The following is a 26889-nucleotide window of genomic DNA, read 5'->3' on the forward strand; positions in this document are numbered from 1 at the left end:
CGTGATGTCATGGGCCTTCTCCGATCAAGGCCCGTCCAGCGTATCAGTTTTTCAGGGTCCTGTGGTCCAGCCCAAGGGGTTCACTCCAGATTTCGCCTTCCCCAGCCTTGCCGCGGAGCACCGTTCGCCGACCGGGACCGCCCCCACCCCCCCTGACGACCTGCCCGACGATGCGCGCCTTTACCTGCGCCATGTCGAGGAAGGGCAGTCGATCCGCGCCCTGGCCCGGTCCGAGGGCTGCCACGCCTCGACCATCCTGCGCCGCATCCGCCGGTTCGAGGCGCGGCGCGACGATCCCCTGGTCGATGGCGCCCTGGCCGAGAGCGCGGACCGCCCCCGCAAGCTGGACAACCGCCAGGCCATGCGGCTGCTGCGCCGCCTGGCCGAACCGGGCGCGGTGCTGGTCACGGCCGAGGGCATGGACAAGGCCATCATCAGCCGCGACGACATCCGCACCGCCGTCCTGGAACGCTGGATCGCCGAACTGATGGCGCTGAAGGGCTGGGTCGTGCCCGCAGGGCTGCCGGGGCGGGTGCAGCGTTACGCCATCGCCCCCGCCGGGCGCGACGCGCTGCGCGACATGCTGCAATCGCCGCGCCAGCGCCAGGCGGTGCCCGGGCCGGCCGAGTTCACCGACGCAAGCCCCGTGCCCGACGACACGATGGGCATGGCCGAGGCGCCCGCCGGTTTCGACCATGCCGACCAGCACCGCGTCTGGGAAAGCCGCGTCCTTGAAGACCCCGAGGATCGCCGCCGCCGCCGTGTCCGCGTCAACATCGCCGAAAGCCCGCTGCTGCTGCTGGCGCGGCGGCGCGACGGGGCAGGCAAGCCCTTCCTGTCGCCCGGCATGGTCGCGGCGGGCGAACGCCTGCGCGAGGATTTCGAGCTGGCGCAGATGGGGCCGCGCGTCACGCAGAACTGGGCGGGCTTCATGACCTCGGGCATCGACGTGTCCCGCAGCGGCGGGGGGTATCGCGGCGGATCGGAATCGGCGCGCGACCGGGTGGCGATGGCGCTGCGCGACCTGGGGCCGGGCATGGGCGACATCGTGCTGCGCGTCTGCTGCTTCCTGGAGGGGATCGAGCTGACCGAACGCCGCCTGGGCTGGTCGGCCCGGTCGGGCAAGATCGTGCTGCGCCTGGCCCTGATGCGGCTGGAACGCCATTACCAGGAAACCTATGGCAGCGGATCGCGCCTGATCGGGTAAGGAAAAAGGGGCGCCTTGGGGCGCCCCTTTCCGCAACAGGTCACTGGTTACCGGGTGACAGGGAACTGGTTACGCGACAAACAGATCACTCGGCCGCGATGGCCCGGCCCGCCTTTTCCGCCCGCGCCGCCCGGATCCCCGCGCCATAGGCCGGGCTGATCCGGTCGAAATGGACCAGCGCGCGTTCGATCACGTCCTCGTCCGCGCCTTCCATGGCGGCGGCGATGTTCTTGTAAAGCCGCGCGCGTTCTTCGTCGTTCAGCACGCGGTCATGCAGCGCGCGGGGCTGTTCGTAATCGTCGATCAACTGGCGGTGCGGCTGGCGCGCGGCCACGCCCGACAGGCGCAGCGGCGGTTCGGCAAAGGAGGGATCCTCGGCCGCGCCGCCCCGGCTGTTCGGCTCGTAATAGGCGTCCGTGCTGCCCGTCACCTGCCCGAAGAAGTTCATCTGCCCGTCCTTGTGGTAATGATGGACCGGGCATTTCGGCGCGTTCACCGGCAGGTGTTCGTAATGCGTCCCCAGCCGGTAACGATGCGCGTCGGCATAGCTGAAGACGCGGGCCTGCAGCATCTTGTCGGGGCTGTAGCCGATGCCGCGCACCTTGTTCGACGGGCTGAAGGCCGCCTGCTCGATCTGCGCGAAATAGTTGTCGGCGTTGCGGTTCAGCTCGAACTCGCCGACCTCGATCAGCGGGTAATCCCCATGCGGCCAGACCTTGGTCAGGTCGAACGGGTCATAGGGCGTCTTTTCCGCGTCCAGTTCGGGCATGATCTGGACATACATGGTCCAGCGCGGGAACTCGCCGCGTTCGATCTTGCCGAACAGCGCCTCCTGATAGCCCTCGCGGGTGTGGCCGATGATCTCGGCGGCCTCGCCGTTGGTGTAGTAACGGTGGCCCTGCTGCGTCTTGAAATGGAACTTGACCCAGAAGCGTTCGCCGTCCTTGTTCCAGAAGGAATAGGTGTGGCTGCCGAAGCCGTCCATGAAGGTCGGATCCTGCGGCAGGCCCCGGTCGGACATCAGGATCGTCACCTGGTGCAGCGATTCGGGCACCTGGCCCCAGAAATCCCACATGGCGGTGGCGCTGCGCAGGTTGGTGCGCGGGTGGCGTTTCTGCGTGTGGATGAAGTCCGGGAACTTCAGCGGGTCGCGGACAAAGAACACGGGCGTGTTGTTGCCCACCAGATCCCAGTTGCCTTCGTCGGTATAGAACTTCAGCGCGAATCCCCGCACGTCGCGTTCGTGATCGGCCGCGCCCATCTCGCCCGCCACGGTGGAAAACCGCGCCAGCATCGGGGTGGTCTTGCCCACCGCGCCAAAGATGGATGCGCAGCTATACTGCGTGATGTCATGGGTCACGGTGAAGGTGCCGAAGGCGCCCCAGCCTTTGGCGTGAACCACGCGTTCCGGGATCCGCTCGCGGTTCTGGTGGGCCAGCTTTTCCAGAAGCTGGTAGTCCTGCATCAGCACCGGGCCGCGGTCGCCCGCCGTCTCGCTGTGCTGGTTCGAGGCGATGGGCGCGCCTGCCGTGGTGGTCATCCGGGGACGGGGGGTGTCCTGGCTCATGTCCGGCTCTCCTTGTCGGTGGTTGGGTTGCTTCTGGCAGAGCGGATGAATAAAAAGAAATCGGAAATTTCGATTGCTTCGATAAGGCTCGCTTATGAACATCACCCTGCGGCAGTTGCGCTATTTCCTGGCCCTGGCGCAGCAGGGGCATTTCACCCGCGCGGCCGAGGTGATGCATGTGACCCAACCGGCCCTGTCCATGCAGATCCGCGCGCTGGAGGACGAGGTGGGCAGCCAGCTGGTGGAACGCACGCCCTCGGGCGTGATGCTGACGCCGCAGGGCCGCGCCTTCGAGGCCCATGCCCGGCAGGTCATGGCCGCGATGGCCGGGCTGGAACAGGGGATGCGCTTGCCGGGGCAGGGCGGGCGGCTGATGCTGGGGATGATCCCCACGGTCGCGCCCTATCTTCTGCCCGAGGCGCTGCCGATCCTGCGCGCCCGCGACCTGACGCGCGACCTGCACCTGCGCGAGGCGCAGACCGACCGCCTGGTCGAGGAGCTTTCCCTGGGGCGGCTGGACGTGGCGGTCGTGGCGACGCCCCCCGACAGCGCCGACCTGGTGGCGGTGCCGCTGTTCACCGACCGCTTCCTGCTGGCGGGCAGCCAGGACCGCATCGCCCGCCTGGGCCGGTCGCGCCCCGAGCCGCGCGACCTTGACCCTGGCCAGCTGCTGCTGCTGGACGAGGGGCATTGCCTGGGCGACCAGGCGCTGGAGGTTTGCGGCCTGGGCCGCCGTGGCGCGCGGCTGGACCTGGGGGCGGCCTCGCTGTCCACCCTGTGCCGCCTGGCCGCACAGGGCATGGGCCTGACCTTCCTGCCGCAGCTTGCCCTGCGCCTTGAACGCGCGGCGGCGCCCGGCCTGTCGGTGGTCGAGTTTCCCGACCCCCAACCCTGCCGCGACGTGCTGCTGCTGCGCCGCGCCTCGACCCCCGCCGGGGGGTGGTTCGACGACCTGGCGGCGGTGCTGGCCGAGGCGGGGGAACGGGTCATGGCCGGATAGCGACCAGGCGCCCGGGCCGGTCCCTGTGGCTTTTTCGTCTTCTCATCCGGGCGCTGATGACGCATTGCGGAAAGAACGGAACCGGCAGGGGCAGAATGACTTTTCTGGCCGACAGCCCTTTTGACAGGATATCTCCATGCAGGACATCATCGCCCTTATGCAGCAACCCGAGGCATGGGTCGCCCTTGGCACCCTTGTCGTGATGGAGGTCGTGCTGGGCATCGACAACCTGCTGTTCATCTCGATCCTGTCGAACAAGCTGCCGGAAGGGCAGCGGGAAAAGGCGCGCCGGGTGGGCATCGGCCTGGCGCTGATCCTGAGGCTTGGCCTGCTGGCCACCATCGCCTGGATCGTGCAGCTGACGCAGCCGGTCTTGACGATCCTGGGGAACGAGCTGTCCTGGAAGGACATGATCCTGATCGCGGGGGGCCTGTTCCTGGTCTGGAAGGCCACCAAGGAAATCCACCACCACGTCGATCCGACCGACCACGAGGACACGATCGTGGGCGTCGCGGGCGTCAGCTTCGGCAGCGCCATCGTGCAGATCCTGATCCTGGACCTGGTGTTTTCCATCGACAGCATCATCACCGCCGTGGGCATGACCCCGCATGTGGAAATCATGGTGGTCGCCGTCGTGACCGCCGTCACGGTGATGCTGCTGGCGGCGAACCCGCTGGCGGCCTTCATCGGCAAGAACCCCACCATCGTGATGCTGGCGCTGTCCTTCCTGCTGCTGATCGGCACCACCCTGATCGCCGAGGGCTTCGGCGTCCATGTGCCCAAGGGCTATGTCTATGCCGCGATGGCCTTTTCCGCCATTGTCGAGGGGCTGAACATGTGGGCGCGCAATGCCCGGCTGCGCAAGCAGGGCGCGCTGCGTTAAAACGAAAGGGGCCGCGTTACGCGGCCCTTGTCCTTTCGGTCTTTGGGAAAAGGCTGGTACCCGAGGTCGGACTCGAACCGACATGCCTTGCGGCGGCGGATTTTGAATCCGCTACGTCTACCATTCCGTCACTCGGGCCTTCCGCGTTCCGATTATGCCGGGACGCGGGCTTTTGCAAGAGGTCAGGCGCGGCCCAGTTTCTGCAAGCGCGCGGCGCGCAGCCGGGCAAAGTCGTCGCCCGCGTGATAGGACGACCGCGTCAGCGGCGTGGCGGACACCATCAGGAAGCCCTTGCCATAGGCGGCCTTTTCATAGCCCGCGAATTCCTCGGGCGTGACGAAGCGGTCCACGCGGTGATGCTTGGGCGTCGGTTGCAGGTATTGGCCGATGGTCATGAAGTCGATGTCGGCGGCGCGCATGTCGTCCATCACCTGCAACACGCTGCCCCGATCCTCGCCCAACCCCACCATGATGCCGGACTTGGTGAACATCGCCGGGTCCAGTTCCTTGACCTTCTGCAACAGCCGCAGCGAATGGAAATAGCGCGCGCCGGGGCGGACGGTCGGATACAGCGCGGGCACCGTTTCCAGGTTGTGGTTGAAGACATCGGGCCGCGCCTCGACCACGATCTCGACCGAGCCGGGCTTCGACTTCAGGAAATCGGGGACCAGCACCTCGATGGTCGAATCGGGGCTGCGGTGGCGGATGGCGCGGATCGTCTGGGCGAAGTGATCCGCCCCGCCGTCGTCCAGGTCGTCGCGGTCGACGGATGTGATGACGACATGCTTCAGCCCCAGCTTCTGGACCGCATGGGCGACGCGGCCCGGCTCGAACACGTCAAGCGCATTGGGCTTGCCGGTGGCGACGTTGCAGAAGGTGCAGCCGCGCGTGCAGATCTCGCCCATGATCATCATGGTGGCGTGGCCCTGGGACCAGCATTCGCCCACGTTGGGGCAGCCCGCTTCCTCGCACACCGTGGACAGGCGGTTGTCCTTCATGATGTCGCGGGTGCGCTTGTAGCCGTCCGATGTGGGGGCCTTCACGCGGATCCAGGCGGGCTTCTTGGGTTGGGCCTGGTCGGGCCGGTGGGCCTTTTCCGGGTGTCGCTGGTCGGGAATCCGAAGATCGCGCAAGGCCATGTCCTTTCGGTCGCGGTTCGGCCAGAAATAACCCGTCCCGGGGCCAAGCGCAACGCATGGGGGCCATGCAATGCCATGGCCCGGCAGGCGGTTCCCGCGCCTTGCGCAACATTCTTGTGTGACCAGGCCACGGAACAAGCCTGCCGTCTGGGTGTTGGTCCGGTAATTCAATGCCTGAACGCCACAAATGGAGGATTGCGATGAAGATCAAGACCCTTACCGCCCCGCTTGCCCTGGCCGCCGTTCTTGGCCTTGCTCCGGCAGCCTTTGCCCAGACCATGGTCGGCACGCAGGAGATTACCGAGGCGGACATGGCTGCCGTGGCCGAACATTGCCGGACCCTGGCCATGGGGTCGAATGACCAGGCCCCGGGCGCGACCGCCTCGGGCGGGGATGCCGGCAATTCGGGCAATGCCGATGACGACTCGGTGTCCGAGGCGGGGGGCCCTGTGGCCGATGCCGGCACCATGGACGCAGCCCAGCCGACCACCGGCAACGAGGGCAACCAGGACGACGACTCGCCCAACCCCGCTGCGGCGGCGACCGCCAGCGACAACTCGGCGACCGCCACGACCGGCCTGGAAGGCAACCAGGATGCCGACCAGTTCTCGGGCAGGATCAACATGGAGATCATCACCCTGGCCGATTGCCAGGCGGCCGGGATGTAATCCACCGGCCAGGTGCAGCGATCGAAGGCAGCCCCCGGGCTGCCTTCCTTGCATTTGGGGGGGGCGTCACCCCGTCCTGCCGCAGGGATCGTGACGTTACGGCAGTCATTCCGGCAAACCGGCAAGCGCATCTGGAAGACGGGGCCCCGGATGGACATATGGGCGCAAAGGCAACGCGCACGATGTGCCTGCCATCCGCCATCAGCCGCCCGTTGACCCCGCTGGCCCGCAGGTCTAAACGGGCGGCTAGCTAACCCGTCGCGGGCAGCCACAGCTTTTCCGCGGCCGACAAGGGGAACTTGCCCGTGGAAACTCTGCTGCAGGACTATCTGCCGATCCTCGTCTTCGCGGGGATGGCATCTGCATTGGCGCTGGTCCTGATCCTCGCCGCCGTGGTGGTTGCCGTGCGCAACCCCGATCCTGAAAAGGTCAGCGCCTACGAGTGCGGCTTCAACGCCTTCGACGACGCGCGGATGAAGTTCGACGTGCGCTTCTATCTGGTGTCGATCCTGTTCATCATCTTCGACCTGGAAGTGGCCTTCCTGTTTCCCTGGGCGGTCAGCTTCGCGGGCCTGTCGGACGTGGCCTTCTGGTCGATGATGGTGTTCCTGGGCGTGCTGACCGTGGGCTTTGCCTATGAATGGAAGAAAGGGGCGCTTGAATGGGCGTGATGACCGGAGCGAATACCGCCGGTCCCGACCGCGAGGTCGCGACCGCCACCCTGAACCGCGAGTTGCAGGACAAGGGCTTCCTGCTGACCACGACCGAGGACATCATCAACTGGGCGCGCAACGGCAGCCTGCACTGGATGACCTTCGGCCTGGCCTGCTGCGCGGTCGAGATGATGCATACCTCGATGCCGCGCTATGACGTGGAACGCTTTGGCACCGCGCCGCGCGCCTCCCCGCGCCAGTCGGACCTGATGATCGTGGCGGGCACCGTGACCAACAAGATGGCCCCGGCGGTGCGCAAGGTTTACGACCAGATGCCCGAACCGCGCTATGTCATCAGCATGGGCAGCTGCGCCAACGGGGGCGGCTATTACCACTACAGCTATTCCGTGGTGCGCGGCGTGGACCGGATCGTGCCCGTGGACATCTATGTCCCCGGCTGCCCCCCCACGGCCGAGGCGCTGCTCTATGGCATCCTGCAACTCCAGCGCCGGATCCGGCGCACCGGCACGCTGGTGAGGTAAGCCATGGCTGTCTATCCCGACATCGACGCGCTGGACCAACTGGCCGAACACCTCAAGCTGCGCTGCGCCGACCAGGTGCTGGACGCGACCGTCGCCTTTGGCGAGCTGACCGTGACCTCGACGCTGTCCGGCATCGTGGACCTGATCGAGTTCCTGCGCAGCGACAGTTCCTGCCGCTTTTCGACGCTGATCGACATCACCGCCGTCGATCATCCCGAACGCCCGCAGCGGTTCGACCTGGTCTGGCACCTGCTGTCGATGCACCAGAACCACCGCATCCGCATCAAGGTCGCGCTGCGCGAGGACGAGATCGCGCCCTCGATCGTGTCCATCTATCCCTGCGCCAACTGGCTGGAACGCGAGGTCTTCGACATGTTCGGGATCCTGTTCTCGGGGCACCCGGACCTGCGGCGCATCCTGACCGATTACGGCTTCAGCGGCTTTCCCCTGCGCAAGGACTTCCCGACCACCGGCTATGTCGAGGTCCGCTATGACGAATCCGACAAGCGCGTGGTCTATGAACCCGTGCGCCTGACGCAGGAATACCGCCAGTTCGACTTCCTTTCGCCGTGGGAAGGCGCGAAATACGTGCTGCCCGGCGACGAAAAGACCAAGGGGTAAGGCCATGGACGGCGATATCCGCATCAATGCCTATGACGACGGATCGGCTGACACCCTGGTGGGCGAGCAGAAGATCCGCAACTTCAACATCAACTTCGGTCCCCAGCACCCGGCGGCGCATGGCGTCCTGCGCATGGTGCTGGAACTGGACGGCGAGGTCGTGGAACGCGCCGACCCCCATATCGGCCTGCTGCACCGCGGCACCGAAAAGCTGATGGAAAGCCGGACCTACCTGCAGAACCTGCCGTATTTCGACCGGCTGGACTATGTCTCGCCCATGAACCAGGAACATGTCTGGTGCCTGGCGATCGAGCGTCTGACGGGCACCGTGGTGCCGCGCCGGGCCAGCCTGATCCGCGTCCTGTATTCGGAAATCGGCCGCATCCTGAACCACCTGCTGGGCGTCACCACGGGGGCCATGGACGTGGGCGCCCTGACCCCGCCGCTGTGGGGGTTCGAGGCGCGCGAGCAGCTGATGATCTTCTATGAACGGGCCTCGGGCGCGCGGCTCCATGCGGCCTATTTCCGCCCGGGCGGGGTGCATCAGGATCTGCCCCCCGAGCTGCTGGACGACATCGAGGCCTGGTGCGAACAGTTCCCCAAGGTTCTGGACGACCTGGACACCCTGCTGACCGAAAACCGGATCTTCAAGCAGCGCCTGGTCGGCATCGGCATCGTCGATGAACAGGGCGCGCTGGACTGGGGCTATTCGGGCGTGATGGCCCGCGCCTCGGGCCTGGCCTGGGACTTGCGCCGGTCGCAGCCCTATGAATGCTATGACGAATTCGACTTCAAGATCCCGGTCGGCCGCAATGGCGACAGCTATGACCGTTTCCTGATCCGCATGCAGGAAATGCGCGAATCGACCCACATCATGAAGCAGGCCGTCCAGAAGCTGCGGGCCGAGCCTGCGGGCGACGTGCTGGCGCGCGGCAAGCTGACGCCCCCCCGGCGCGGCGACATGAAGCGCGACATGGAAAGCCTGATCCACCACTTCAAGCTTTACACCGAAGGCTTCCGCGTCCCCGCGGGCGAGGTTTATGCCGCCGTCGAGGCCCCAAAGGGCGAGTTCGGCGTCTATCTGGTCAGCGACGGGACGAACAAGCCTTATCGCGCAAAGCTGCGCGCGCCGGGCTTCGGGCATCTTCAATCCATGGACTGGCTGGCCAAGGGGCACCTGCTTGCCGACGTGCCCGCCCTGATCGCCACGCTCGACATCGTGTTCGGAGAGGTTGACCGCTGATGCTCCGCCGTCTTTCGCCCGTCCAGCCGGACAGCTTCGCATTCACGCCCGCCAACCTGGACTGGGCCCATGTCCAGATGACCAAGTACCCGGAAGGCCGCCAGCAATCGGCGATCATCCCGGTCCTGTGGCGCGCCCAGGAACAGGAAGGCTGGCTGTCGCGGCCCGCCATCGAATACTGCGCCGAACTGCTGGGAATGCCCTATATCCGGGCGCTGGAAGTGGCGACATTCTACTTCATGTTCCAGTTGCAACCCGTTGGTTCGGTGGCGAATATCCAGATTTGCGGCACCACCACCTGCATGATCTGCGGGGCCGAGGATCTGATCGCCGTCTGCAAGCGCAAGATCGCGCCCACGCCGCACACCCTGTCCGCCGACGGCAAGTTCAGCTGGGAAGAGGTCGAGTGCCTGGGCGCCTGCACCAACGCGCCCATGGCCCAGATCGGCAAGGATTACTACGAGGATCTGACGCCCGAAAAGCTGGAAGCCCTGATCGACGCCTTTTCCGCCGGGCAGGTGCCGCTGCCCGGTCCGCAGAACGGACGCTTTTCGTCCGAACCGCTGGGCGGGCCCATCGCGCTGGCCGACCTCAAGGGGCAGGGCGACAGCCTGAACGCCAGCGCGGCGCTTGCGCGCGACATCGGCGAGACCGTGAAGCGCATTGACGGGACCGAGGTTCCGATCCTCGCCAAGTGGCTGCGCACCCCCCCGGCCGCCGTGGACGACCGCAGCGGGGTCGATACCGCGCCCGAGCGCGAACCACGCCCCTCGGAAGGCGTGCCTGCGGATGCCTCCGGCATCACCGAGCAGGAGGCCCAGGCCGGATCGGCTGCGCGCCCGGTGTCGGACCGCAATCCTGCGGGCATCCGCGCCCTTGAGGAGGCGGAGCAGAAGGACGAGACGACGGACCGATAGGCAGGGGGCCCAGGCGATGCGCGGAACGGGCAAGGATCGCGACGCGGGCCAGATGCGCCTGGCGGCCCTGGTGATCGCCGTCGCCATGTGCCTGTGGCTGCTGGTCCAGGCGCTTGGCGGCTATTACGATTGGGCCGGGAAATGGGCCTTTCTGGCGGATCTGGCCGCCATCGGAGCTTTTGTCTGGTCGCTGATCGTGACCTGGCGTATCTGGCGGCGCAGGAAGGCCTGACGCCCGGATGAGAGGATTGAGGACAGGATGCTGAAAGATCAGGATCGCATTTTTACCAACCTCTACGGGATGGGCGACCGTAGCCTGGCCGGCGCGCGCAAGCGCGGCCATTGGGACGGCACGGCCGAGATCATCGCCCGCGGGCGCGACAAGATCGTGGAACAGATCAAGGCATCGGGCCTGCGGGGTCGCGGGGGCGCGGGCTTTCCGACCGGCCTCAAGTGGTCCTTCATGCCCAAGGAATCCGACGGCCGCCCGTCCTATCTGGTGATCAACGCCGACGAATCCGAACCCGCGACCTGCAAGGACCGCGAGATCATGCGCCACGATCCGCACACGCTGATCGAGGGCGCGCTGATCGCCAGCTTCGCCATGGGCGCGCACGCGGCATACATCTATATCCGGGGCGAGTTCATCCGCGAGAAGGAAGCCCTGCAGGCCGCCATCGACGAATGCTATGACGCGGGGCTGCTGGGCGCGAACGCCGCCGGGTCCGGCTGGGACTTCGACATCTATGTCCACCACGGCGGCGGGGCCTATATCTGCGGCGAGGAAACGGCGCTGCTGGAATCGCTGGAAGGCAAGAAGGGCATGCCCCGCATGAAGCCGCCCTTCCCGGCGGGCGCGGGTCTTTACGGCTGCCCGACCACCGTGAACAACGTCGAATCCATCGCCGTGACGCCCACCATCCTGCGGCGCGGTCCGGAATGGTTCGCGGGCTTTGGCCGCCCGAACAACGCGGGCGTCAAGCTGTTCGGCCTGACCGGCCACCTCAACACGCCCTGCGTGGTCGAGGAAGCCATGTCGATCCCCATGCGCGAGCTGATCGAAAAGCATGGCGGCGGCGTGCGCGGCGGCTGGAAGAACCTCAAGGCGGTGATCCCCGGCGGGGCGTCCTGTCCGGTGCTGACGGCGGAACAGTGCGAAAACGCCGTCATGGACTATGACGGGATGCGCGAGTTGCGGTCGTCCTTCGGCACCGCCTGCATGATCGTGATGGACCAGCAGACCGACATCATCAAGGCGATCTGGCGGCTGTCCAAGTTCTTCAAGCACGAAAGCTGCGGGCAATGCACGCCCTGCCGCGAAGGCACCGGCTGGATGATGCGCGTGATGGAACGCCTGGTGCGCGGCGATGCCGAGGTCCAGGAAATCGACATGCTGTTCGACGTGACCAAGCAGGTCGAGGGCCACACCATCTGCGCCCTGGGCGACGCCGCCGCCTGGCCGATCCAGGGCCTGATCCGCAACTTCCGCGAGGAGATCGAGGACCGCATCAAGGCCAAGCGCACCGGACGCATGGGGGCGATGGCCGCGGAATGAGGGCAGGGGCGGCATATCGCGGCTTGGCAAGGGCGGCGCTTCTGGCGCTGTCCCTTGCGGCTGCGCCTGCCCTTGCCCTGCCGCCCCTTTCGCAGGAACGGCACATCAACGACAGCCTGGTCCAGGCGCGGGTGGCGGATGTGCTGCGCAAGGGGTGTCCCACGCTCGACGCGCGGATCATCAGGGCCTTTGGCGAAGCGCGCAAGCTGAAACGCTATGCGCTGGACCAAGGCTATAGCGAGGCGCAGATCGACGCCTTCCTGGACAGCAAGGAAGAACGCCGTCGCATCTATGCCGAGGCCGACCGCTACATGACCGCCAACGGGGTTGTCAGCGGACAGCCCGAGACATTCTGCCGCCTGGGGCGGCAAGAGATAGAACGGAAGACGATCGCCGGATCGCTTCTGGTTGCCAGGTAAGGAAGAAACCGATGGCCGATTTGCGCACGATCAAGATCGACGGGACCGAAATCGCGGTCGATCCCAACCTGACCCTGATCCAGGCCTGCGAACTGGCCGGGATCGAGATCCCGCGCTTCTGCTATCATGAACGGCTGTCCATCGCGGGCAACTGCCGGATGTGCCTGGTCGAGGTTGTGGGCGGTCCCCCGAAGCCCGCGGCAAGCTGCGCGATGCAGGTGAAAGACCTGCGCCCCGGCCCGGACGGCGCACCCTCGGAAATTCGCACCAACAGCCCCATGGTCAAGAAGGCCCGCGAGGGCGTGATGGAGTTCCTGCTGATCAACCATCCGCTGGACTGCCCGATCTGCGACCAGGGCGGCGAGTGCGATTTGCAAGACCAGGCAATGGCTTACGGCGTGGACTTCAGCCGTTATCGAGAGCCGAAGCGCGCCGCCGAGGAGCTGAACCTGGGCCCGCTGGTCGAAACCCACATGACCCGCTGTATTTCCTGCACCCGCTGCGTGCGCTTCACCACCGAGGTCGCGGGCATCAGCCAGATGGGCCAGACCGGCCGTGGCGAGGACAGCGAGATCACCAGCTATCTCAACGAGACGCTGGCCTCGAACCTTCAGGGCAACATCGTGGACCTGTGCCCGGTGGGCGCGCTGGTCAGCCGCCCCTATGCCTTCCGGGCGCGTCCTTGGGAATTGCGCAAGACCGAAAGCGTCGACGTGATGGACGCGCTTGGCAGCAACATCCGCATCGACGTGAAGGGCCGCGAGGTCATGCGCATCCTGCCGCGCAACCATGACGACGTGAACGAGGAGTGGATCAGCGACAAGACCCGCTATGTCTGGGACGGGTTGCGCCGCCAGCGGCTGGACAAGCCCTATCTCCGCGAGAACAGCAAGCTGCGCCCCGCGACCTGGCCCGAGGCGCTGGCTGCCGCTGCCGCCGCGATGAAGGGCCGCAAGGTCGCCGGGCTGGTGGGCGACCTGGCCCCGGTCGAGGCGGCCTTCAGCCTGAAGCAACTGGTCGAAGGCCTGGGCGGCCATGTCGAATGCCGCACCGATGGCGCGCGCCTGCCTGCGGGCAATCGGGGCGCCTATGTGGGCAACGCGACGATTGCCGATATCGACCACGCGAAACGCATCTTGCTGATCGGCACCAACCCGCGTGACGAAGCGCCGGTTCTGAACGCCCGCATCCGCAAGGCCTGGGCGCATGGCGCGCAGATTGCGCTGATCGGGGATCCGGTCGATCTGACCTATGACTATCACCACCACGGCAGCGACCGCGCGGCGCTGGCCCATCTGGCCAAGGACGACCTGAAATCCACCGCGGGCACGCCCGGCATCGTGATCGTGGGACAGGGCGCCCTGACCGAAGCGGATGGCGAAGCCGTGCTGGCCAACGCCATGCGCATCTGCGAACTGGACGACTGCAAGCTGCTGGTCCTGCACACCGCCGCCTCGCGCGTGGGCGCGATGGACGTGGGCGCTGTGACCGAGGGAGGTCTAGCTGCGGCCATCGACGGGGCCGAGGTGATCTACAACCTGGGCGCGGACGAGGTGGATGTGGCCCCCGGCGCCTTCGTGATCTATCAGGGCAGCCACGGGGATCGCGGGGCGCATCGGGCCGACATCATCCTGCCCGCCGCCTGCTATACCGAGGAAAACGGGCTGTTCGTGAACACCGAGGGCCGTCCGCAGATCGCCCTGCGTGCGAACTTCGCGCCGGGCGAGGCCAAGGAGAACTGGGCGATCCTGCGCGCGCTGTCGGCCGAACTGGGCCAGACGCTGCCTTGGGACAGCCTGACGCAACTGCGCCGCGCGCTGGTTCAGGCCGTGCCGCATCTGGCGATGATCGACCAGGTGCCGGAAAACGAATGGCGTCCGCTGGACCGGCTGGATCTGGGCCGCGCGTCCTTCCGCTATGCGGTCAAGGATTTCTACCTGACGAACCCGATCGCCCGGTCCTCGCCCTTGATGGGCGAATTGTCCCGGATGGCCGCCGCGCGCAACGCAACCTCGCTGGCGGCCGAGTGACGGACATGTGGCCCGCATCCTGCCAGCCCCGCCACCTGATCGCAGCCCTTGCGGGGGTTGCGATGCTGGCCGGCTGCGCGGACGATGCGGGCGAAGGCCGGCCCAAGCCCAAGCCCGAGACGATGACCGCCAAGGTCGCCACCCCGGGCGCGGCCAAGGGAAAGGCGCCGCTGACGCTGGCCCGCATTTCCACCAAGTCAGGCGAGATCCTGATCCTGGAGCCCGACGGCAGCGTCACCACCATGGCGCTGGACAGCCCCGAGGGGCAGGACGCCTTTGCGGTCTCCGAGGCTGACCTGATGGCGCTGAACGCCAACCTGGATCTGAACCTGGGGGCAGGCGTGGCCCCCGGTCTGCCGCCGCGCCAGACCGCGCAGGACAAGGCGCTGGAGGAATTCGCCGCCCGCACCCAGCCTGCGCTGCCCACCTGGGCCGCGGGGACCGAGGTGGACCCCCGGGACTTCCTGGGGGCCCGGGTCGTTTCCCTGGCGCCGGGCAGGTCGTCCGATCTGGTCGAGGTGACGGCGAACTTGCGCGAGGGGGTGGACGCCGACATCGCCTTCTCGTATGCCACCTGCGCGCTGGCAGGCTGGGCCAAGCAGAATGGCGGGCCCTACGGCCGCCATGTGCGCACGCTGCAGGATACGCGCGACGGCAAGCTGATGATCGGTGCCGCATTCACGCTGTCGGATGAAAAGCCGATGGGTCTGCGGGTGATGGAAACGGAAGACACCTTGCGCGAATGCAAGGCGCGCGGCATTCCCGCCGCGTAACAGGATAGGGACGGGCATGGCTGATTTCTGGGCATCCTCTCTGGGCATGACGGTCCTGCTTCTGGCGCAGGGCCTGGCGGTGATCGCCTTCGTGATGCTGTCGCTGATCTTTCTGGTCTATGGCGACCGCAAGATCTGGGCTGCCGTGCAGATGCGGCGCGGCCCGAACGTGGTCGGTCCCTGGGGCCTGCTGCAGACCTTCGCCGACGCGCTGAAATACGTTCTGAAGGAAATCGTCATTCCCGCCGGGTCGGACAAGTTCGTCTTCTTCCTAGCGCCCTTCCTGTCGATGACCCTGGCGCTGCTGGCCTTTGTCGCGATCCCCTTCGCGCCCGGCTGGGTGATGGCCGACATCAACGTGGGCATCCTGTTCATCTTCGCCGTCTCCTCGCTCGAGGTGTATGGCGTGATCATGGGTGGCTGGGCCTCGAACTCGAAATACCCGTTCCTGTCCTCGCTGCGGGCGGCGGCGCAGATGATCAGCTACGAGGTCAGCTTGGGCCTGATCATCATCGGCGTCATCATCTCGACCGGCTCGATGAACATCTCGGCCATCGTTCACGCGCAGTCGGGCGCGGGCCTTCTGTCCTGGTACTGGCTGCCGCATTTCCCGATGCTGGTGCTGTTCTTCGTGTCGGCCCTGGCCGAGACCAACCGCCCGCCCTTCGACCTGGCCGAGGCGGAGTCGGAACTGGTCGCGGGCTTCATGGTCGAATATTCGTCCACGCCTTATCTGCTGTTCATGGCGGGCGAATACATCGCCATCTGGCTGATGTGCGCGCTGATCAGCCTGCTGTTCTTCGGCGGCTGGCTGTCGCCCATCCCCGGCATCCCCGACGGCGCGATCTGGATGTTCCTGAAGATGGTCTTCTGGTTCTTCATGTTCGCCATGGTCAAGGCCATGGTGCCGCGGTACCGCTATGACCAGCTGATGCGGATCGGCTGGAAGGTGTTCCTGCCGCTGTCGCTGGGGTGGGTCGTGCTGATCGCCTTCCTGGCGCGCTACGAGGTGTTCGGTTCCTTCTGGGCCCGCTGGGCAGGAGCGTAATCCATGGCTTATTCCAACAAGATCGCCGAAGTGCTGGCGAATGCGTCCGAGACCGACAAGGCCGAGTTCGCGCATTTCCTGGCCAACAATCTGGATAGTGCCGAACAGTCTCGTGACGGCGCCAGGGTGCGCGAATACGTGGCGGCCTTCGACCGCTTCGCCGCGCCCAAGCAAGGGGAAGAAATCTGATGGCCTTCGACATCACCCGCGCCACCAAGTATTTCCTGATGGTCGATTTCCTGAAGGGCTTCGGCGTGGCGATGAAATACTTCTTCGCGCCCAAGCCGACGATCAACTATCCCCATGAAAAGGGGCCGATCTCGCCGCGCTTCCGGGGCGAACACGCCTTGCGCCGCTATCCCAACGGCGAGGAACGCTGCATCGCCTGCAAGCTGTGCGAGGCGATCTGCCCCGCCCAGGCGATCACCATCGATTCCGAGCCGCGCGAGGACGGCAGCCGCCGCACGACGCGCTATGACATCGACATGACCAAGTGCATCTATTGCGGCTTCTGCCAGGAAGCCTGCCCGGTCGATGCCATCGTCGAGGGGCCGAACTTCGAGTTCTCGACCGAAACGCGCGAGGAATTGTTCTACGACAAGCAGAAGCTTCTGGACAACGGCGCCCGCTGGGAGGCCGAGATCGCCCGCAACCTGTCCATCGACGCGCCCTACAGATGAGCGACGCCTTCACCAAGCTGTTCCAGCAGATGATGCAGTCCGGGCAGGAAATGGCCCGGGCCTTCAACCCTGCGCTGGAAACATTCGATCCGCGCGCCTTTGAAAAGATGATCCCGACCATGCCGGCGGACATGCTGGAAATGTGGTTCGGGCGCACGTTCAACCGCGACGGGCTGGACGCCAAGACCCGGCTCTTGGTGACGGTCGCCGCGCTGACTGTTCAGGGGGCGCACGCGGAACCGCAACTGCGCCTGACCATCCGCCACGCCATCGAGGCGGGCGCCACCGCCCGCGAGGTGGCCGAGGTTATCTATCAGATGGGGATGTTCGGCGGCATCCCGGCCATGCAGAAGGCGCTGGAAATCGCCCAGGGCGTCTTTACCGAACATGAAGGGAAACAGGCCGAATGATCACCTTCGCCTTTTATCTGTTCGCCATCTCGGTCTGCCTGGCGGGCTTCATGGTGGTGCTGTCCAGGAACCCCGTCCATTCGGTGCTGTGGCTGATTCTGGCCTTCATCGCCTCGGCCGGGCTGTTCGTCCTGCAAGGGGCCGAGTTCGTGGCGATGCTGCTGGTGATCGTCTATGTCGGCGCGGTGGCGGTGCTGTTCCTGTTCGTGGTGATGATGCTGGACGTGGATTTCGCCCAGCTCAAGGGTGAATTCGCGCGTTACCTGCCGCTGGCGGGGCTGATCGCCATCGTGCTGCTGGCGCAACTGGCCATTGCCTTCGGGGGTTGGGAAAGCAGCATCGCGGCCGAAGGGCTGCGGACCGCGCCCTTCACGCACGAGGCGCAGAACACGAACCTGATCGGCACGGTGCTCTATGACCGCTATCTGCTGCCGTTCCAGGTCGCGGGCCTGATCCTGCTGGTCGCGATGATCGGCGCCATCACCCTGACCATGCGCCACCGCCGCGACATCAAGCGCCAGGACGTGCTGGAACAGATGTGGCGCGACCCCGCCAAGACCATGGAACTGCGCGACGTGAAGCCGGGGCAGGGCCTGTAAGCCCCCTGAACCGCCGACGGATATTGAACGGGCAAACGACCCGGAGGGACGAAAGACGATGATCGGATTGACACATTACCTTGTCGTGGGGGCGATCCTGTTCGTCGCCGGGGTTTTCGGCATCTTCGTGAACCGCAAGAACGTCATCGTCATCCTGATGTCGATCGAACTGATCCTCTTGTCGGTCAACATCAACTTCGTCGCCTTCTCGGCCCATCTGGGCGACCTGGCGGGGCAGGTGTTCACCATGTTCATCCTGACCGTCGCCGCGGCCGAGGCCGCCATCGGCCTGGCGATCCTGGTGGTGTTCTTCCGCAACCGCGGCACCATCCAGGTCGAAGACGTCAACGTGATGAAGGGGTAAGGGGCCATGGCGCAATTCATCCTGTTCGCGCCCCTTCTGGGCGCCCTGATCGCGGGCTTCGGCTGGCGCATCATCGGCGAAAGGGCCGCGATGCTGCTGACCACGGGCATCCTGTTCGCGGCCGCGCTGTTTTCCTGGATCGTCTTCCTGGGCTTTGACGGCCAGACGCAGCACATCCCGGTCATGGACTGGATCGTGTCGGGCGATTTCAGCAGCCAGTGGGCCATCCGCCTGGACCGCCTGACGGCGATCATGCTGATCGTCGTGACCACGGTGTCGGCGCTCGTCCACCTGTATTCGATGGGCTACATGGCCCATGACGACAACTGGACGCATCACGAACATTACAAGGCGCGCTTCTTCGCCTATCTCTCGTTCTTCACCTTCGCCATGCTGATGCTGGTGACGGCGGACAACCTGCTGCAAATGTTCTTCGGATGGGAGGGCGTGGGCGTCGCCTCCTACCTGCTGATCGGCTTTTATTACCGCAAGCCCTCGGCCAACGCCGCCGCGATGAAGGCCTTCATCGTCAACCGGGTCGGCGACTTCGGCTTCCTGCTGGGGATCTTCGGGCTGTGGTGGATGACGGGGTCCATCCAGTTCGACGCGATCTTCGCCCAGGTGGACGAACTGGCGAATGCGCAGGTCCATTTCCTGTGGACCGGCTGGAACGCCGCGAACCTGCTGGCGGTGCTGCTGTTCATTGGCGCCATGGGCAAGTCGGCGCAGCTGTTCCTGCACACCTGGCTGCCCGACGCGATGGAAGGCCCGACCCCCGTGTCGGCGCTGATTCACGCCGCGACCATGGTGACGGCGGGCGTCTTCCTGGTCTGCCGCATGTCGCCACTGTTCGAGTTCGCGCCCGAGGCCAAGATGTTCGTGACGATCATCGGCGCCTCGACCGCGTTCTTCGCCGCGACCGTGGGCCTGGTGCAGAACGACATCAAGCGCGTGATCGCCTATTCGACCTGTTCGCAGCTGGGCTACATGTTCGTGGCGGCGGGCGTGGGCGTCTATTCGGTCGCCATGTTCCACCTGTTCACGCACGCCTTCTTCAAGGCCATGCTGTTCCTGGGCGCCGGGTCCGTGATCCACGCGATGCACCACGAACAGGACATGCGGAACTATGGGGGCTTGCGCAAGAAGGTGCCCTATACCTTTGCCGCCATGCTGATCGGCACGCTGGCCATCACTGGCGTCGGCATCCCGGGGACGCATATCGGCTTTGCGGGCTTCCTGTCCAAGGACGCCGTGATCGAAAGCGCCTATGCCTCGGGCGTGGGCTATGCCTTCTGGCTGCTGGTGATCGCGGCGCTGATGACCAGCTTCTACAGCTGGCGGCTGATGTTCCTGACCTTCTGGGGCGCGCCGCGTCCGCAAAAGGTCTGGGACGCCGGGATCAAGGCCGAGGAGGAGGTCCAGCCCGTTCCCGGCCACGGCCACGGCCATGACGATCATGGGCACCACGACCCCTTGCACGCGCATCACCATGCCCATGAAAGCCCGCCGGTGATGACCGTGCCGCTGGCCGTCCTGGCCCTGGGCGCGATCTTCGCGGGCATGATCTGGTATGGAAGCTTCTTCGGCGACAACGTGCAGCGGTTCTTCGGGCTGCCCGAAGTAGCCCATGAGCAGGCCGAGGGCGGCCATGGCGAGGCGCTGGACGGCGCGGTGGCCGAGGCGCCGCATGGCGGGCCTGCGGGCGCCGCGACCCATGCCGCAGCCGGTGCCGCCAGCGACCCGGCCGAGGAAGCCGAGGGCCACGCCACGCCTGCCGGGTTCGAACAGGGCGCGATCTTCATGCGCAGCGACAACCATGTCATGCACGACGCCCATTCGGTCCCGACCTGGGTCAAGCTGTCGCCCTTCGTCGCGATGCTGATCGGGCTTGGCCTGTCCTGGCTGATGTATATCCGCTATCCCAACGCGCCCGCGAAGCTGGCCGCGCAGCAGCCGGCGCTGTACCAGTTCCTGCTGAACAAGTGGTATTTCGACGAGATCTATCACTTCATCTTCGTGCGTCCCGCGCTGTGGATCGGCCGCACCCTGTGGACGGGCGGTGACGGAGCGGTTATCGACGGCGCCATCAACGGGGTGGCCATGGGAATCATCCCGCGCCTGACGCGCTTCGCCGGTCGCGTGCAGTCGGGCTATCTGTTCCACTACGCCTTTGCGATGGTCCTGGGCATCGTGGGCTTGCTGATCTGGGTGATGATGCGGGGCGCGCACTGACATGACGAACCTTCTTTCGATCATCACCTTCCTGCCCATCGTGGCGGCGGGGATCCTCGCGCTGTTCCTGCGGGGCGAGGACGAGGCCGCGCAGCGCAATGCCAAGTGGCTGGCGCTGATCGCGACCAGCGCCACCTTCCTGATCTCGCTTTTCGTGCTGGCGGGCTTCGATCCGGCCGATACCGGCTTCCAGTTCGTCGAGGATCACCCCTGGATCATGGGCCTGCGCTACAAGATGGGCGTGGACGGCATCTCGGTCCTGTTCGTGATGCTGACGACCTTCCTGATGCCGCTGACGATCCTGTCCACCTGGGACGTGAAGACCCGCGTCAAGGAATACATGATCGCCTTCCTGGTGCTGGAGGGGCTGATGATCGGCGTCTTCACGGCGCTGGACCTGATCCTGTTCTACCTGTTCTTCGAGGCAGGGCTGATCCCGATGTTCCTGATCATCGGCATCTGGGGCGGCGCGAACCGCATCTATGCGACGTTCAAGTTCTTCCTTTACACCTTCTTGGGGTCGGTCCTGATGCTGGTCGCGATGATCGCGATGATCCGCATCTCCGGGACCACCGACATCGCGCAGATGCTGCAATTCGACTTTCCGTCGGACACCATGCGGGTGCTGGGCATCACCGTCGTGGGCGGGATGCAGACGCTGCTGTTCCTGGCCTTCTTCGCCAGCTTCGCGGTCAAGATGCCGATGTGGCCGGTCCATACCTGGCTGCCCGACGCGCACGTCCAGGCGCCGACCGCCGGATCCGTGGTGCTGGCCGCCGTGCTGCTGAAGATGGGCGGATACGGCTTCCTGCGCTTCAGCCTGCCGATGTTCCCGGTCGCCAGCGACATGCTGCAACCGCTGGTCTTCTGGATGTCGGCCATCGCCATCGTCTATACGTCCCTGGTGGCGCTGGCGCAGACCGACATGAAGAAGCTGATCGCCTATTCTTCGGTCGCGCACATGGGTTACGTCACGATGGGCGTCTTTGCCGCGAACCAGCAGGGGCTGGACGGGGCGATCTTCCAGATGCTGTCGCACGGCTTCATTTCGGGCGCGCTGTTTTTGCTGGTGGGCGTGATCTATGACCGAATGCACACGCGCGAGATCGACGCCTATGGCGGGCTGGTGAACCGGATGCCGGTCTATGCGCTGGTGTTCCTGTTCTTTACCATGGCGAACGTCGGCCTGCCCGGCACCTCGGGCTTCGTGGGCGAGTTCCTGACGCTGATGGGCACCTTCAAGGCCAACACCTGGGTGGCCTTCGTGGCGGCGACCGGGGTGATCCTGTCGGCGGGCTATGCGCTGTGGCTGTACCGCCGCGTGACGCTGGGCGCGCTGGTCCGGGAAAGCCTGCGCACCATCACCGACATGACCCCGCGCGAAAAATGGGTCTTCGTGCCGCTGATCGCCATGACGCTGTATCTGGGCGTTTATCCGCGCGCCGTCACCGACATCACCGGCCCCGCCGTCCAGGCGCTGCTGGTCAACTATCACGAGGCCCTGCCGCACGAGGCGCGCGACGGGCTGGCCGTGACCGCCCAGGCGGACACGGCCCCTGCCAGCCATTGAGGGACGCACGATGACCGCGCTCGATTTCTCGACCATCCTGCCGGAACTTGTGCTGGCGATCTATGCCCTGGTGGCGCTGATGGCCGGGGCCTATTTCGGCAAGGACGCCATCGCGCGTCCGATCCTGTGGGCCACGGTCGCCGCGCTGCTGGTGGTGGGCCTTTACGTGGGCTTTGCGGACCGCCCGCAGCAGATCGCGTTCTTCGGCATGTTCACCGACGACGCCTTCGCCCGCTTCGCCAAGGTCACGATCCTGGTTTCCGCCGCCGCCGTCCTGGCGATGAGTGCGGAATACATGGACCGCCACAAGCTGATGCGGTTCGAGTTTCCGATCCTGATCGCCCTGGCCTCCATCGGCATGATGCTGATGGTCTCGGCCAGCGACCTGCTGATGCTGTACATGGGGCTGGAACTGCAATCGCTGGCGCTCTATGTCGCCGCCGCCATGCGCCGCGACAGCGTGAAGTCGTCCGAGGCGGGGCTGAAGTATTTCGTCCTTGGGTCGCTGTCGTCCGGGATGCTGCTTTACGGCGCGTCCCTGGTCTATGGCTTCTCGGGCACGACCAGCTTTGCGGGGATCGTGCAGACGGTCGTGGGCGGGCAACTGTCCGTAGGCCTGCTGTTCGGGCTGGTGTTCCTGCTGGTGGGGCTGGCCTTCAAGGTCTCGGCCGTGCCCTTCCACATGTGGACGCCCGACGTTTACGAAGGCGCGCCGACGCCGGTGACGGCCTTCTTCGCCACCGCGCCCAAGGTCGCGGCCATGGCGCTGATCGCGCGGCTGATGTTCGACGCCTTCGGCAACGTGCCGGGCGATTGGGGCCAGATCATCGCGGCGCTTGCGGCCATGTCGATGTTCCTCGGCTCGGTCGCCGGGATCGGGCAGCGCAACATCAAGCGGCTGATGGCCTATTCCTCGATCGCCCACATGGGCTTTGCCCTGGTCGGGCTGGCGGCGGGAACGGCCTTCGGCGTGCAGTCGATGCTGCTCTACATGGCGATCTATGCGGTGATGAACGTGGGTTCCTTCGCCTTCATCCTGTCGATGGAGCGTGATGGCCGCCCGATCACCGACCTGGACAGCCTGAACCGCTTTGCCCAAGCGGAACCCGTCAAGGGCTTTGCCGTGCTGTTCCTGATGTTCAGCCTGGCGGGCGTGCCGCCCTTCCTGGGATTCTTCGCCAAATACGGCGTGCTGACGGCGGCGGTGCAGGCGGGCATGTCCTGGCTGGCGGTGCTGGGCGTGATCGCGTCCGTCATCGGCGCCTTCTACTATCTGCGCATCGTCTATTACATGTGGTTCGGGGCCGAGAACGAAGGCGTCGAAAGCCGCATGGGCGCGGTGCAATACCTGGCGCTGATCGTTCCGGCGGCGCTGCTGGTGGTCGGCGCGGTGTCGATGTGGGGCGTGGACGGCGCGGCGGCGCGGGCGGCTGAATCGCTGGTCAGCACCGTCGTGCCCGCCGAGGCCGCGCTGCTTCCCGATGTCCCCGGCGAGGCCCCGGCCGTTGAGTAACGGCGGCCTGCTGGCACCCTGGCCCCGGGGCGTGGCGCGCCACGTCCTGGACCATGTTGACAGCACCAATGCCGAGGCGATGCGCCTGGCGCCCGGCCTGTCCGGCCCGACCTGGATCATGGCCCGCCGCCAGACGGCGGGCCGCGGCCGCCGGGGCAGGGCATGGTCCGATCCGCCCGGCAACTTCGCGGCCTCGCTGGTCCTGCGCCCCGAAGGCGGCCCGGCGGATGCCGCGCGGTTGTCCTTTGTCGCGGCCCTTGCCGTTTACGACGCGCTGCGCCAGCTATGCGGACCGCAGTTGAACGTCGCGCTGAAATGGCCGAACGACGTGCTGCTGAACGGCGGAAAGCTGTCGGGGATCCTGCTGGAAAGCGTGGGGTCCGGCGGGGCGATCCAGGCGCTGGTCATCGGCATCGGCGTCAACCTGGCCGCGGCGCCCGATGCCGTTGAACCCGGCGCGATGCGCCCGGTCAGCCTGCAGGGCGAAACCGGCCTGACCATCACCCCCGACGATTTCCTGCCCGCGCTGGCCGTGGCCTTCGATGCCTGGCACCGGCAGATGCGCGATTTCGGCTTTGCCCCGATCCGCGCGGCCTGGCTGGCCCGCGCCGCCATGCTGGGCGAGGTGATCACCGCCCGCACCGGCACGACCGAGACGACCGGCCGCTTCGACGGCATCGACGAGACCGGCGCGCTGATCCTGACCGGGCCGCGTGGGCGCCAGGCGATCCCCGCCGCCGATGTCTATTTCGCCAGGCCCTGACCCATGCTTCTGTGCATCGACACCGGCAACACGAACACCGTCTTTTCCATCTGGAACGGCGAGCGTTTCCTGGCACATTGGCGCATCGCCACCGATCACCGGCGCACGGCGGACGAATATTTCGTCTGGCTGTCCACGCTGATCGCGGGCCAGAAGTTCGACCTGGACATCGACACCTGCATCATCAGTTCCACCGCGCCGCGCGTGGTCTTCAACCTGCGCGTGTTGTGCAGCCGCTATTTCGACACGCGGCCCCTGGTGGTGGGCAAGCCCGACTGCCTGCTGCCCGTCGCCCCCCGCGTGGACGAAGGCACCGTGGTCGGCCCCGACCGGCTGGTCAACACGGTCGCGGCCTTTGCCCGCCACGGGCCGGACCTGATCGTGGTGGATTTCGGCACTGCCACGACCTTCGACGTGGTGGACGTGGACGGCGCCTATATCGGCGGCGTGATCGCGCCGGGCGTGAACCTGTCGCTGGAGGCGCTGCACATGGGTGCGGCCAGCCTGCCGCATGTCGATGTGACCATGCCCGCGCGCGTGATCGGCACCAACACGGTCGCCTGCATCCAGTCGGGGATCTTCTGGGGCTATATCGGGCTTGTCGATGGCGTGGTCCGGCAGATCCGGGCCGAACGCGCGCGCCCGATGAAGGTGATTGCAACCGGGGGGCTTGCGCCGCTGTTCGATCAAGGGTTTGACCTCTTTGACGCAATCGAAGACGATCTGACGATGCACGGGCTGCGGCTCATTCACGATTACAACAAGGAGATGGGCAATGGCTGAGCGCCTGATCTATCTGCCGCTGGGCGGCGCGGGCGAAATCGGCATGAACGCCTATGTCTATGGCTATGGCCAGCCCGGACGCGAACGCCTGATCCTGGTCGATCTGGGCGTCAGCTTCGGCGATATGGACAGCAGTCCCGGCATCGACCTGATCATGCCCGACCTGACCTGGCTGGAACAGAACCGCGACCGGCTGGAGGCGATCTTCATCACCCACGGGCACGAGGATCACCTGGGCGCCCTGGGCCACCTTTATGGCCGCCTGAACGTGCCCATCTATGCCCGCCAGTTCACCGGCGCCCTGGTCCGCCTGAAGCTGGAGGATCAGGGCCATTCCCCGTCCGTGGTCAATATCGTGGGCCCGCGCCCCGAGGTGACGCGCGTCGGCCCCTTCACCGTGCAGTTCGTGCCGGTCAGCCACTCGATCCCCGAAAGCGCCGCGCTGATCATCGACACGCCGGCGGGCCGGGTGGTGCATACGGGCGATTTCAAGCTGGACGGCACCCCGGTCGTGGGCGATCCCTTCGATCCGATCGCCTGGCACCACATCGCGGCCGAGGGCAAGGGCATCAAGGTGCTGGCCTGCGACAGCACCAACATCTTTTCCCCCAATCCCGGCCGGTCCGAGGCGATGCTGGCCAACCCCATCCTCGACTGGGTGATGGCGCAAAAGAACATGGTCGTCGCCACGACCTTTGCCAGCAACATCGCGCGCCTGAAGACCCTGTCCGAGGCCGCCATTGCCGGGGGCCGCAAGGTCTGCCTGCTGGGCCGCGCCATGCGCAAGATGGTGGCGGTCGGCCTGGAAACCGGCGTGCTGACCGATTTCCCCGACACCATCGGCCCCGAGGAAGCCGCCAGCCTGCCGCGCAACCAGGTGATGCTGCTGGCGACCGGAAGCCAGGGCGAACGCCGCGCGGCCAGCGCGCAGCTGTCGCGCGGGCGCTATCTGGGGCTGATGCTGAAGGAAGGCGACAGCTTCCTGTTCAGCTCGAAGACCATTCCGGGCAACGAACGGTCCGTCGGCCGGATCATGAACGCGCTGAGCGAGATGGGCGTCGAGGTTTATGACGCCGACGATGGCCTTTACCACGTCTCGGGCCACGCGAACCGCCCCGACATCGAGGCCCTGCACGAACTGCTGAAGCCCCGGATCGTGATCCCCATGCATGGCGAACACCTGCACCTGCGAGAGCATGTGATGCTGGCGCGCGGCAAGGGCCTTGCCGCCGAGATCGCGACCAACGGCACCATGCTGGATCTGACCGGCGACGTGCCGCGCATCGTGGACCAGGTGGAAACCGGGCGGCTGTATCTGGACGGCACGGTGCTGATCGGCGCGATGGACGGCGTGGTGCGCGACCGCATCCGCATGGCGCTGAACGGCCATGCCCTGGTCAGCGTGATCGTGGACGAGGATGACAATGTCCTGCCCGACGCCTGGGTCGAACTGATGGGCCTTCCCGGACGCACCCGCAGCGGCGAGGATCTGGGCGCGCATATCGAGGGCGAGCTGTCCGAGTTCCTGGAAGGCGCCAATCCCCGCGTGGTCCGCGACGACGCCAAGATGGACGAGGCGATCCGCCGCATCACCCGCCAGGTCGCCATGGAGGAGATCGGCAAGAAGCCCGAGGTGACGGTGATCATCAGCCGGTTGATGGGGGAATAGGGCAGGGGGCTTGACCCGGCCTGCCCGCCGGTGCAATGCCC

Annotated in this window: 28 protein-coding genes and 1 tRNA gene; 26 read left to right on the top strand and 3 right to left on the bottom strand. The window is 66.0% G+C overall.

Features of this window, described 5'->3' with window-relative positions:
• Window positions 1-61: 61 nt before the first annotated feature.
• Complete coding sequence (locus JX613_RS06165; protein WP_419538816.1) at window positions 62-1207, top strand: DUF6456 domain-containing protein; 1146 nt, start codon at window positions 62-64, stop codon at window positions 1205-1207.
• An 85-nt stretch (window positions 1208-1292) separates the two neighbouring features.
• On the opposite strand, the gene JX613_RS06170 is transcribed toward JX613_RS06165, so the two are convergent.
• Complete coding sequence (locus JX613_RS06170) at window positions 1293-2774, bottom strand: catalase (protein ID WP_207100593.1); 1482 nt, start codon at window positions 2772-2774, stop codon at window positions 1293-1295.
• Window positions 2775-2868: 94 nt separating this feature from the next.
• Between JX613_RS06170 and JX613_RS06175 the strand changes: the two genes are divergently transcribed.
• Window positions 2869-3774, top strand: a complete 906-nt coding sequence (locus tag JX613_RS06175; protein ID WP_207100594.1) for a hydrogen peroxide-inducible genes activator — start codon at window positions 2869-2871, stop codon at window positions 3772-3774.
• Between the two features lie 136 nt (window positions 3775-3910).
• On the top strand, window positions 3911-4657 hold the full coding sequence (locus tag JX613_RS06180; RefSeq protein WP_207100595.1) for a TerC family protein: 747 nt from the start codon (window positions 3911-3913) through the stop codon (window positions 4655-4657).
• Window positions 4658-4711: 54 nt separating this feature from the next.
• Here the strand turns inward: JX613_RS06180 and JX613_RS06185 are convergent.
• Window positions 4712-4795 (bottom strand) — tRNA-Leu (locus JX613_RS06185).
• Window positions 4796-4839: 44 nt separating this feature from the next.
• Complete coding sequence (lipA, locus tag JX613_RS06190) at window positions 4840-5796, bottom strand: lipoyl synthase (RefSeq protein WP_207100596.1); 957 nt, start codon at window positions 5794-5796, stop codon at window positions 4840-4842.
• Window positions 5797-5996: 200 nt separating this feature from the next.
• On the opposite strand from lipA, the gene JX613_RS06195 reads away from it, so the two are divergent.
• The 23 genes from JX613_RS06195 to JX613_RS06305 all read left to right on the top strand — a co-directional run bounded on the left by JX613_RS06195 (window position 5997) and on the right by JX613_RS06305 (window position 26848).
• Window positions 5997-6464, top strand: a complete 468-nt coding sequence (locus JX613_RS06195) for a hypothetical protein (protein ID WP_207100597.1) — start codon at window positions 5997-5999, stop codon at window positions 6462-6464.
• Window positions 6465-6769: 305 nt separating this feature from the next.
• Entirely contained in the window at window positions 6770-7135 is a 366-nt protein-coding gene (locus JX613_RS06200; protein ID WP_207100598.1) for an NADH-quinone oxidoreductase subunit A, read from the top strand.
• On the top strand, window positions 7126-7659 hold the full coding sequence (locus JX613_RS06205; protein ID WP_154763566.1) for a NuoB/complex I 20 kDa subunit family protein: 534 nt from the start codon (window positions 7126-7128) through the stop codon (window positions 7657-7659). Before JX613_RS06200 ends, JX613_RS06205 begins: the two co-directional genes overlap by 10 nt.
• Window positions 7660-7662: 3 nt before the next feature.
• Window positions 7663-8280: an NADH-quinone oxidoreductase subunit C gene (locus JX613_RS06210; RefSeq protein WP_207100599.1), complete on the top strand. Its 618-nt coding sequence runs from the start codon at window positions 7663-7665 to the stop codon at window positions 8278-8280.
• A gap of 4 nt (window positions 8281-8284) precedes the next feature.
• Window positions 8285-9523, top strand: coding sequence for an NADH-quinone oxidoreductase subunit D (locus JX613_RS06215; RefSeq protein ID WP_207100600.1), 1239 nt, complete (start codon window positions 8285-8287; stop codon window positions 9521-9523).
• Window positions 9523-10440 (top strand): NADH-quinone oxidoreductase subunit NuoE, encoded by a 918-nt coding sequence (gene nuoE, locus JX613_RS06220; RefSeq protein WP_207100601.1) that lies wholly within the window; start codon window positions 9523-9525, stop codon window positions 10438-10440. The genes JX613_RS06215 and nuoE overlap by 1 nt, the downstream gene beginning before the upstream one ends.
• Window positions 10441-10456: 16 nt before the next feature.
• The gene (locus JX613_RS06225; RefSeq protein WP_207100602.1) at window positions 10457-10672 is read left to right on the top strand and encodes a DUF5337 domain-containing protein; all 216 of its coding nucleotides are present in this window, start codon (window positions 10457-10459) and stop codon (window positions 10670-10672) included.
• A 27-nt stretch (window positions 10673-10699) separates the two neighbouring features.
• A complete protein-coding gene (gene nuoF / locus JX613_RS06230) occupies window positions 10700-11995 on the top strand; it encodes an NADH-quinone oxidoreductase subunit NuoF (RefSeq protein ID WP_207100603.1) in 1296 nt (431 codons plus the stop codon).
• A complete protein-coding gene (locus JX613_RS06235) occupies window positions 11992-12414 on the top strand; it encodes a DUF5333 domain-containing protein (protein ID WP_207100604.1) in 423 nt (140 codons plus the stop codon). The genes nuoF and JX613_RS06235 overlap by 4 nt, the downstream gene beginning before the upstream one ends.
• 11 nt (window positions 12415-12425) lie before the next feature.
• Window positions 12426-14444: an NADH-quinone oxidoreductase subunit NuoG gene (gene nuoG / locus JX613_RS06240; protein WP_207100605.1), complete on the top strand. Its 2019-nt coding sequence runs from the start codon at window positions 12426-12428 to the stop codon at window positions 14442-14444.
• Between the two features lie 5 nt (window positions 14445-14449).
• On the top strand, window positions 14450-15217 hold the full coding sequence (locus JX613_RS06245; protein ID WP_207100606.1) for a hypothetical protein: 768 nt from the start codon (window positions 14450-14452) through the stop codon (window positions 15215-15217).
• A gap of 16 nt (window positions 15218-15233) precedes the next feature.
• Window positions 15234-16265 carry an NADH-quinone oxidoreductase subunit NuoH gene (nuoH, locus tag JX613_RS06250; protein ID WP_207100607.1) on the top strand — a complete coding sequence of 344 codons (1032 nt, stop codon included), beginning with the start codon at window positions 15234-15236 and terminating at the stop codon, window positions 16263-16265.
• 3 nt (window positions 16266-16268) lie between these two features.
• A complete protein-coding gene (locus JX613_RS06255; protein ID WP_207100608.1) occupies window positions 16269-16454 on the top strand; it encodes a hypothetical protein in 186 nt (61 codons plus the stop codon).
• Window positions 16454-16945 (top strand): NADH-quinone oxidoreductase subunit NuoI, encoded by a 492-nt coding sequence (gene nuoI, locus JX613_RS06260; RefSeq protein ID WP_207100609.1) that lies wholly within the window; start codon window positions 16454-16456, stop codon window positions 16943-16945. The genes JX613_RS06255 and nuoI overlap by 1 nt, the downstream gene beginning before the upstream one ends.
• Complete coding sequence (locus tag JX613_RS06265) at window positions 16942-17355, top strand: carboxymuconolactone decarboxylase family protein (RefSeq protein ID WP_207100610.1); 414 nt, start codon at window positions 16942-16944, stop codon at window positions 17353-17355. Before nuoI ends, JX613_RS06265 begins: the two co-directional genes overlap by 4 nt.
• Window positions 17352-17954, top strand: coding sequence for an NADH-quinone oxidoreductase subunit J (locus JX613_RS06270; RefSeq protein WP_207100611.1), 603 nt, complete (start codon window positions 17352-17354; stop codon window positions 17952-17954). Before JX613_RS06265 ends, JX613_RS06270 begins: the two co-directional genes overlap by 4 nt.
• Window positions 17955-18012: 58 nt before the next feature.
• Window positions 18013-18318 carry an NADH-quinone oxidoreductase subunit NuoK gene (gene nuoK, locus JX613_RS06275; RefSeq protein ID WP_207100612.1) on the top strand — a complete coding sequence of 102 codons (306 nt, stop codon included), beginning with the start codon at window positions 18013-18015 and terminating at the stop codon, window positions 18316-18318.
• A gap of 6 nt (window positions 18319-18324) precedes the next feature.
• Complete coding sequence (nuoL, locus tag JX613_RS06280) at window positions 18325-20550, top strand: NADH-quinone oxidoreductase subunit L (RefSeq protein ID WP_207100613.1); 2226 nt, start codon at window positions 18325-18327, stop codon at window positions 20548-20550.
• Between the two features lies 1 nt (window position 20551).
• Entirely contained in the window at window positions 20552-22120 is a 1569-nt protein-coding gene (locus JX613_RS06285; protein ID WP_207100614.1) for an NADH-quinone oxidoreductase subunit M, read from the top strand.
• A 10-nt stretch (window positions 22121-22130) separates the two neighbouring features.
• Complete coding sequence (gene nuoN / locus JX613_RS06290; protein ID WP_207100615.1) at window positions 22131-23633, top strand: NADH-quinone oxidoreductase subunit NuoN; 1503 nt, start codon at window positions 22131-22133, stop codon at window positions 23631-23633.
• Between the two features lie 10 nt (window positions 23634-23643).
• Window positions 23644-24396 (top strand): biotin--[acetyl-CoA-carboxylase] ligase, encoded by a 753-nt coding sequence (locus JX613_RS06295; protein ID WP_207100716.1) that lies wholly within the window; start codon window positions 23644-23646, stop codon window positions 24394-24396.
• 3 nt (window positions 24397-24399) lie between these two features.
• Window positions 24400-25179, top strand: coding sequence for a type III pantothenate kinase (locus tag JX613_RS06300; protein ID WP_207100616.1), 780 nt, complete (start codon window positions 24400-24402; stop codon window positions 25177-25179).
• Window positions 25172-26848: a ribonuclease J gene (locus JX613_RS06305; RefSeq protein ID WP_207100617.1), complete on the top strand. Its 1677-nt coding sequence runs from the start codon at window positions 25172-25174 to the stop codon at window positions 26846-26848. The genes JX613_RS06300 and JX613_RS06305 overlap by 8 nt, the downstream gene beginning before the upstream one ends.
• Window positions 26849-26889 lie beyond the last annotated feature (41 nt).

The sequence above is a fragment of the Paracoccus shandongensis genome (assembly GCF_017315735.1).
In the GTDB taxonomy this organism is placed as follows: domain Bacteria; phylum Pseudomonadota; class Alphaproteobacteria; order Rhodobacterales; family Rhodobacteraceae; genus Paracoccus; species Paracoccus shandongensis.

Coding starts and splice junctions, on each gene's coding strand:
- JX613_RS06305 (WP_207100617.1), top strand. CDS start 25,172: ATGGCTGAGCGCCTGATCTATCTGCCGCTGGGCGGCGCGGGCGAAATC.
- JX613_RS06175 (WP_207100594.1), top strand. CDS start 2,869: ATGAACATCACCCTGCGGCAGTTGCGCTATTTCCTGGCCCTGGCGCAG.
- nuoI (WP_207100609.1), top strand. CDS start 16,454: ATGGCCTTCGACATCACCCGCGCCACCAAGTATTTCCTGATGGTCGAT.
- nuoK (WP_207100612.1), top strand. CDS start 18,013: ATGATCGGATTGACACATTACCTTGTCGTGGGGGCGATCCTGTTCGTC.
- JX613_RS06215 (WP_207100600.1), top strand. CDS start 8,285: ATGGACGGCGATATCCGCATCAATGCCTATGACGACGGATCGGCTGAC.
- JX613_RS06300 (WP_207100616.1), top strand. CDS start 24,400: ATGCTTCTGTGCATCGACACCGGCAACACGAACACCGTCTTTTCCATC.
- JX613_RS06205 (WP_154763566.1), top strand. CDS start 7,126: ATGGGCGTGATGACCGGAGCGAATACCGCCGGTCCCGACCGCGAGGTC.
- nuoG (WP_207100605.1), top strand. CDS start 12,426: ATGGCCGATTTGCGCACGATCAAGATCGACGGGACCGAAATCGCGGTC.
- JX613_RS06195 (WP_207100597.1), top strand. CDS start 5,997: ATGAAGATCAAGACCCTTACCGCCCCGCTTGCCCTGGCCGCCGTTCTT.
- JX613_RS06235 (WP_207100604.1), top strand. CDS start 11,992: ATGAGGGCAGGGGCGGCATATCGCGGCTTGGCAAGGGCGGCGCTTCTG.
- JX613_RS06265 (WP_207100610.1), top strand. CDS start 16,942: ATGAGCGACGCCTTCACCAAGCTGTTCCAGCAGATGATGCAGTCCGGG.
- JX613_RS06245 (WP_207100606.1), top strand. CDS start 14,450: ATGTGGCCCGCATCCTGCCAGCCCCGCCACCTGATCGCAGCCCTTGCG.
- nuoH (WP_207100607.1), top strand. CDS start 15,234: ATGGCTGATTTCTGGGCATCCTCTCTGGGCATGACGGTCCTGCTTCTG.
- JX613_RS06180 (WP_207100595.1), top strand. CDS start 3,911: ATGCAGGACATCATCGCCCTTATGCAGCAACCCGAGGCATGGGTCGCC.
- nuoL (WP_207100613.1), top strand. CDS start 18,325: ATGGCGCAATTCATCCTGTTCGCGCCCCTTCTGGGCGCCCTGATCGCG.
- nuoE (WP_207100601.1), top strand. CDS start 9,523: ATGCTCCGCCGTCTTTCGCCCGTCCAGCCGGACAGCTTCGCATTCACG.
- JX613_RS06255 (WP_207100608.1), top strand. CDS start 16,269: ATGGCTTATTCCAACAAGATCGCCGAAGTGCTGGCGAATGCGTCCGAG.
- nuoF (WP_207100603.1), top strand. CDS start 10,700: ATGCTGAAAGATCAGGATCGCATTTTTACCAACCTCTACGGGATGGGC.
- JX613_RS06225 (WP_207100602.1), top strand. CDS start 10,457: ATGCGCGGAACGGGCAAGGATCGCGACGCGGGCCAGATGCGCCTGGCG.
- JX613_RS06210 (WP_207100599.1), top strand. CDS start 7,663: ATGGCTGTCTATCCCGACATCGACGCGCTGGACCAACTGGCCGAACAC.
- lipA (WP_207100596.1), bottom strand. CDS start 5,796: ATGGCCTTGCGCGATCTTCGGATTCCCGACCAGCGACACCCGGAAAAG.
- JX613_RS06270 (WP_207100611.1), top strand. CDS start 17,352: ATGATCACCTTCGCCTTTTATCTGTTCGCCATCTCGGTCTGCCTGGCG.
- JX613_RS06285 (WP_207100614.1), top strand. CDS start 20,552: ATGACGAACCTTCTTTCGATCATCACCTTCCTGCCCATCGTGGCGGCG.
- JX613_RS06170 (WP_207100593.1), bottom strand. CDS start 2,774: ATGAGCCAGGACACCCCCCGTCCCCGGATGACCACCACGGCAGGCGCG.
- nuoN (WP_207100615.1), top strand. CDS start 22,131: ATGACCGCGCTCGATTTCTCGACCATCCTGCCGGAACTTGTGCTGGCG.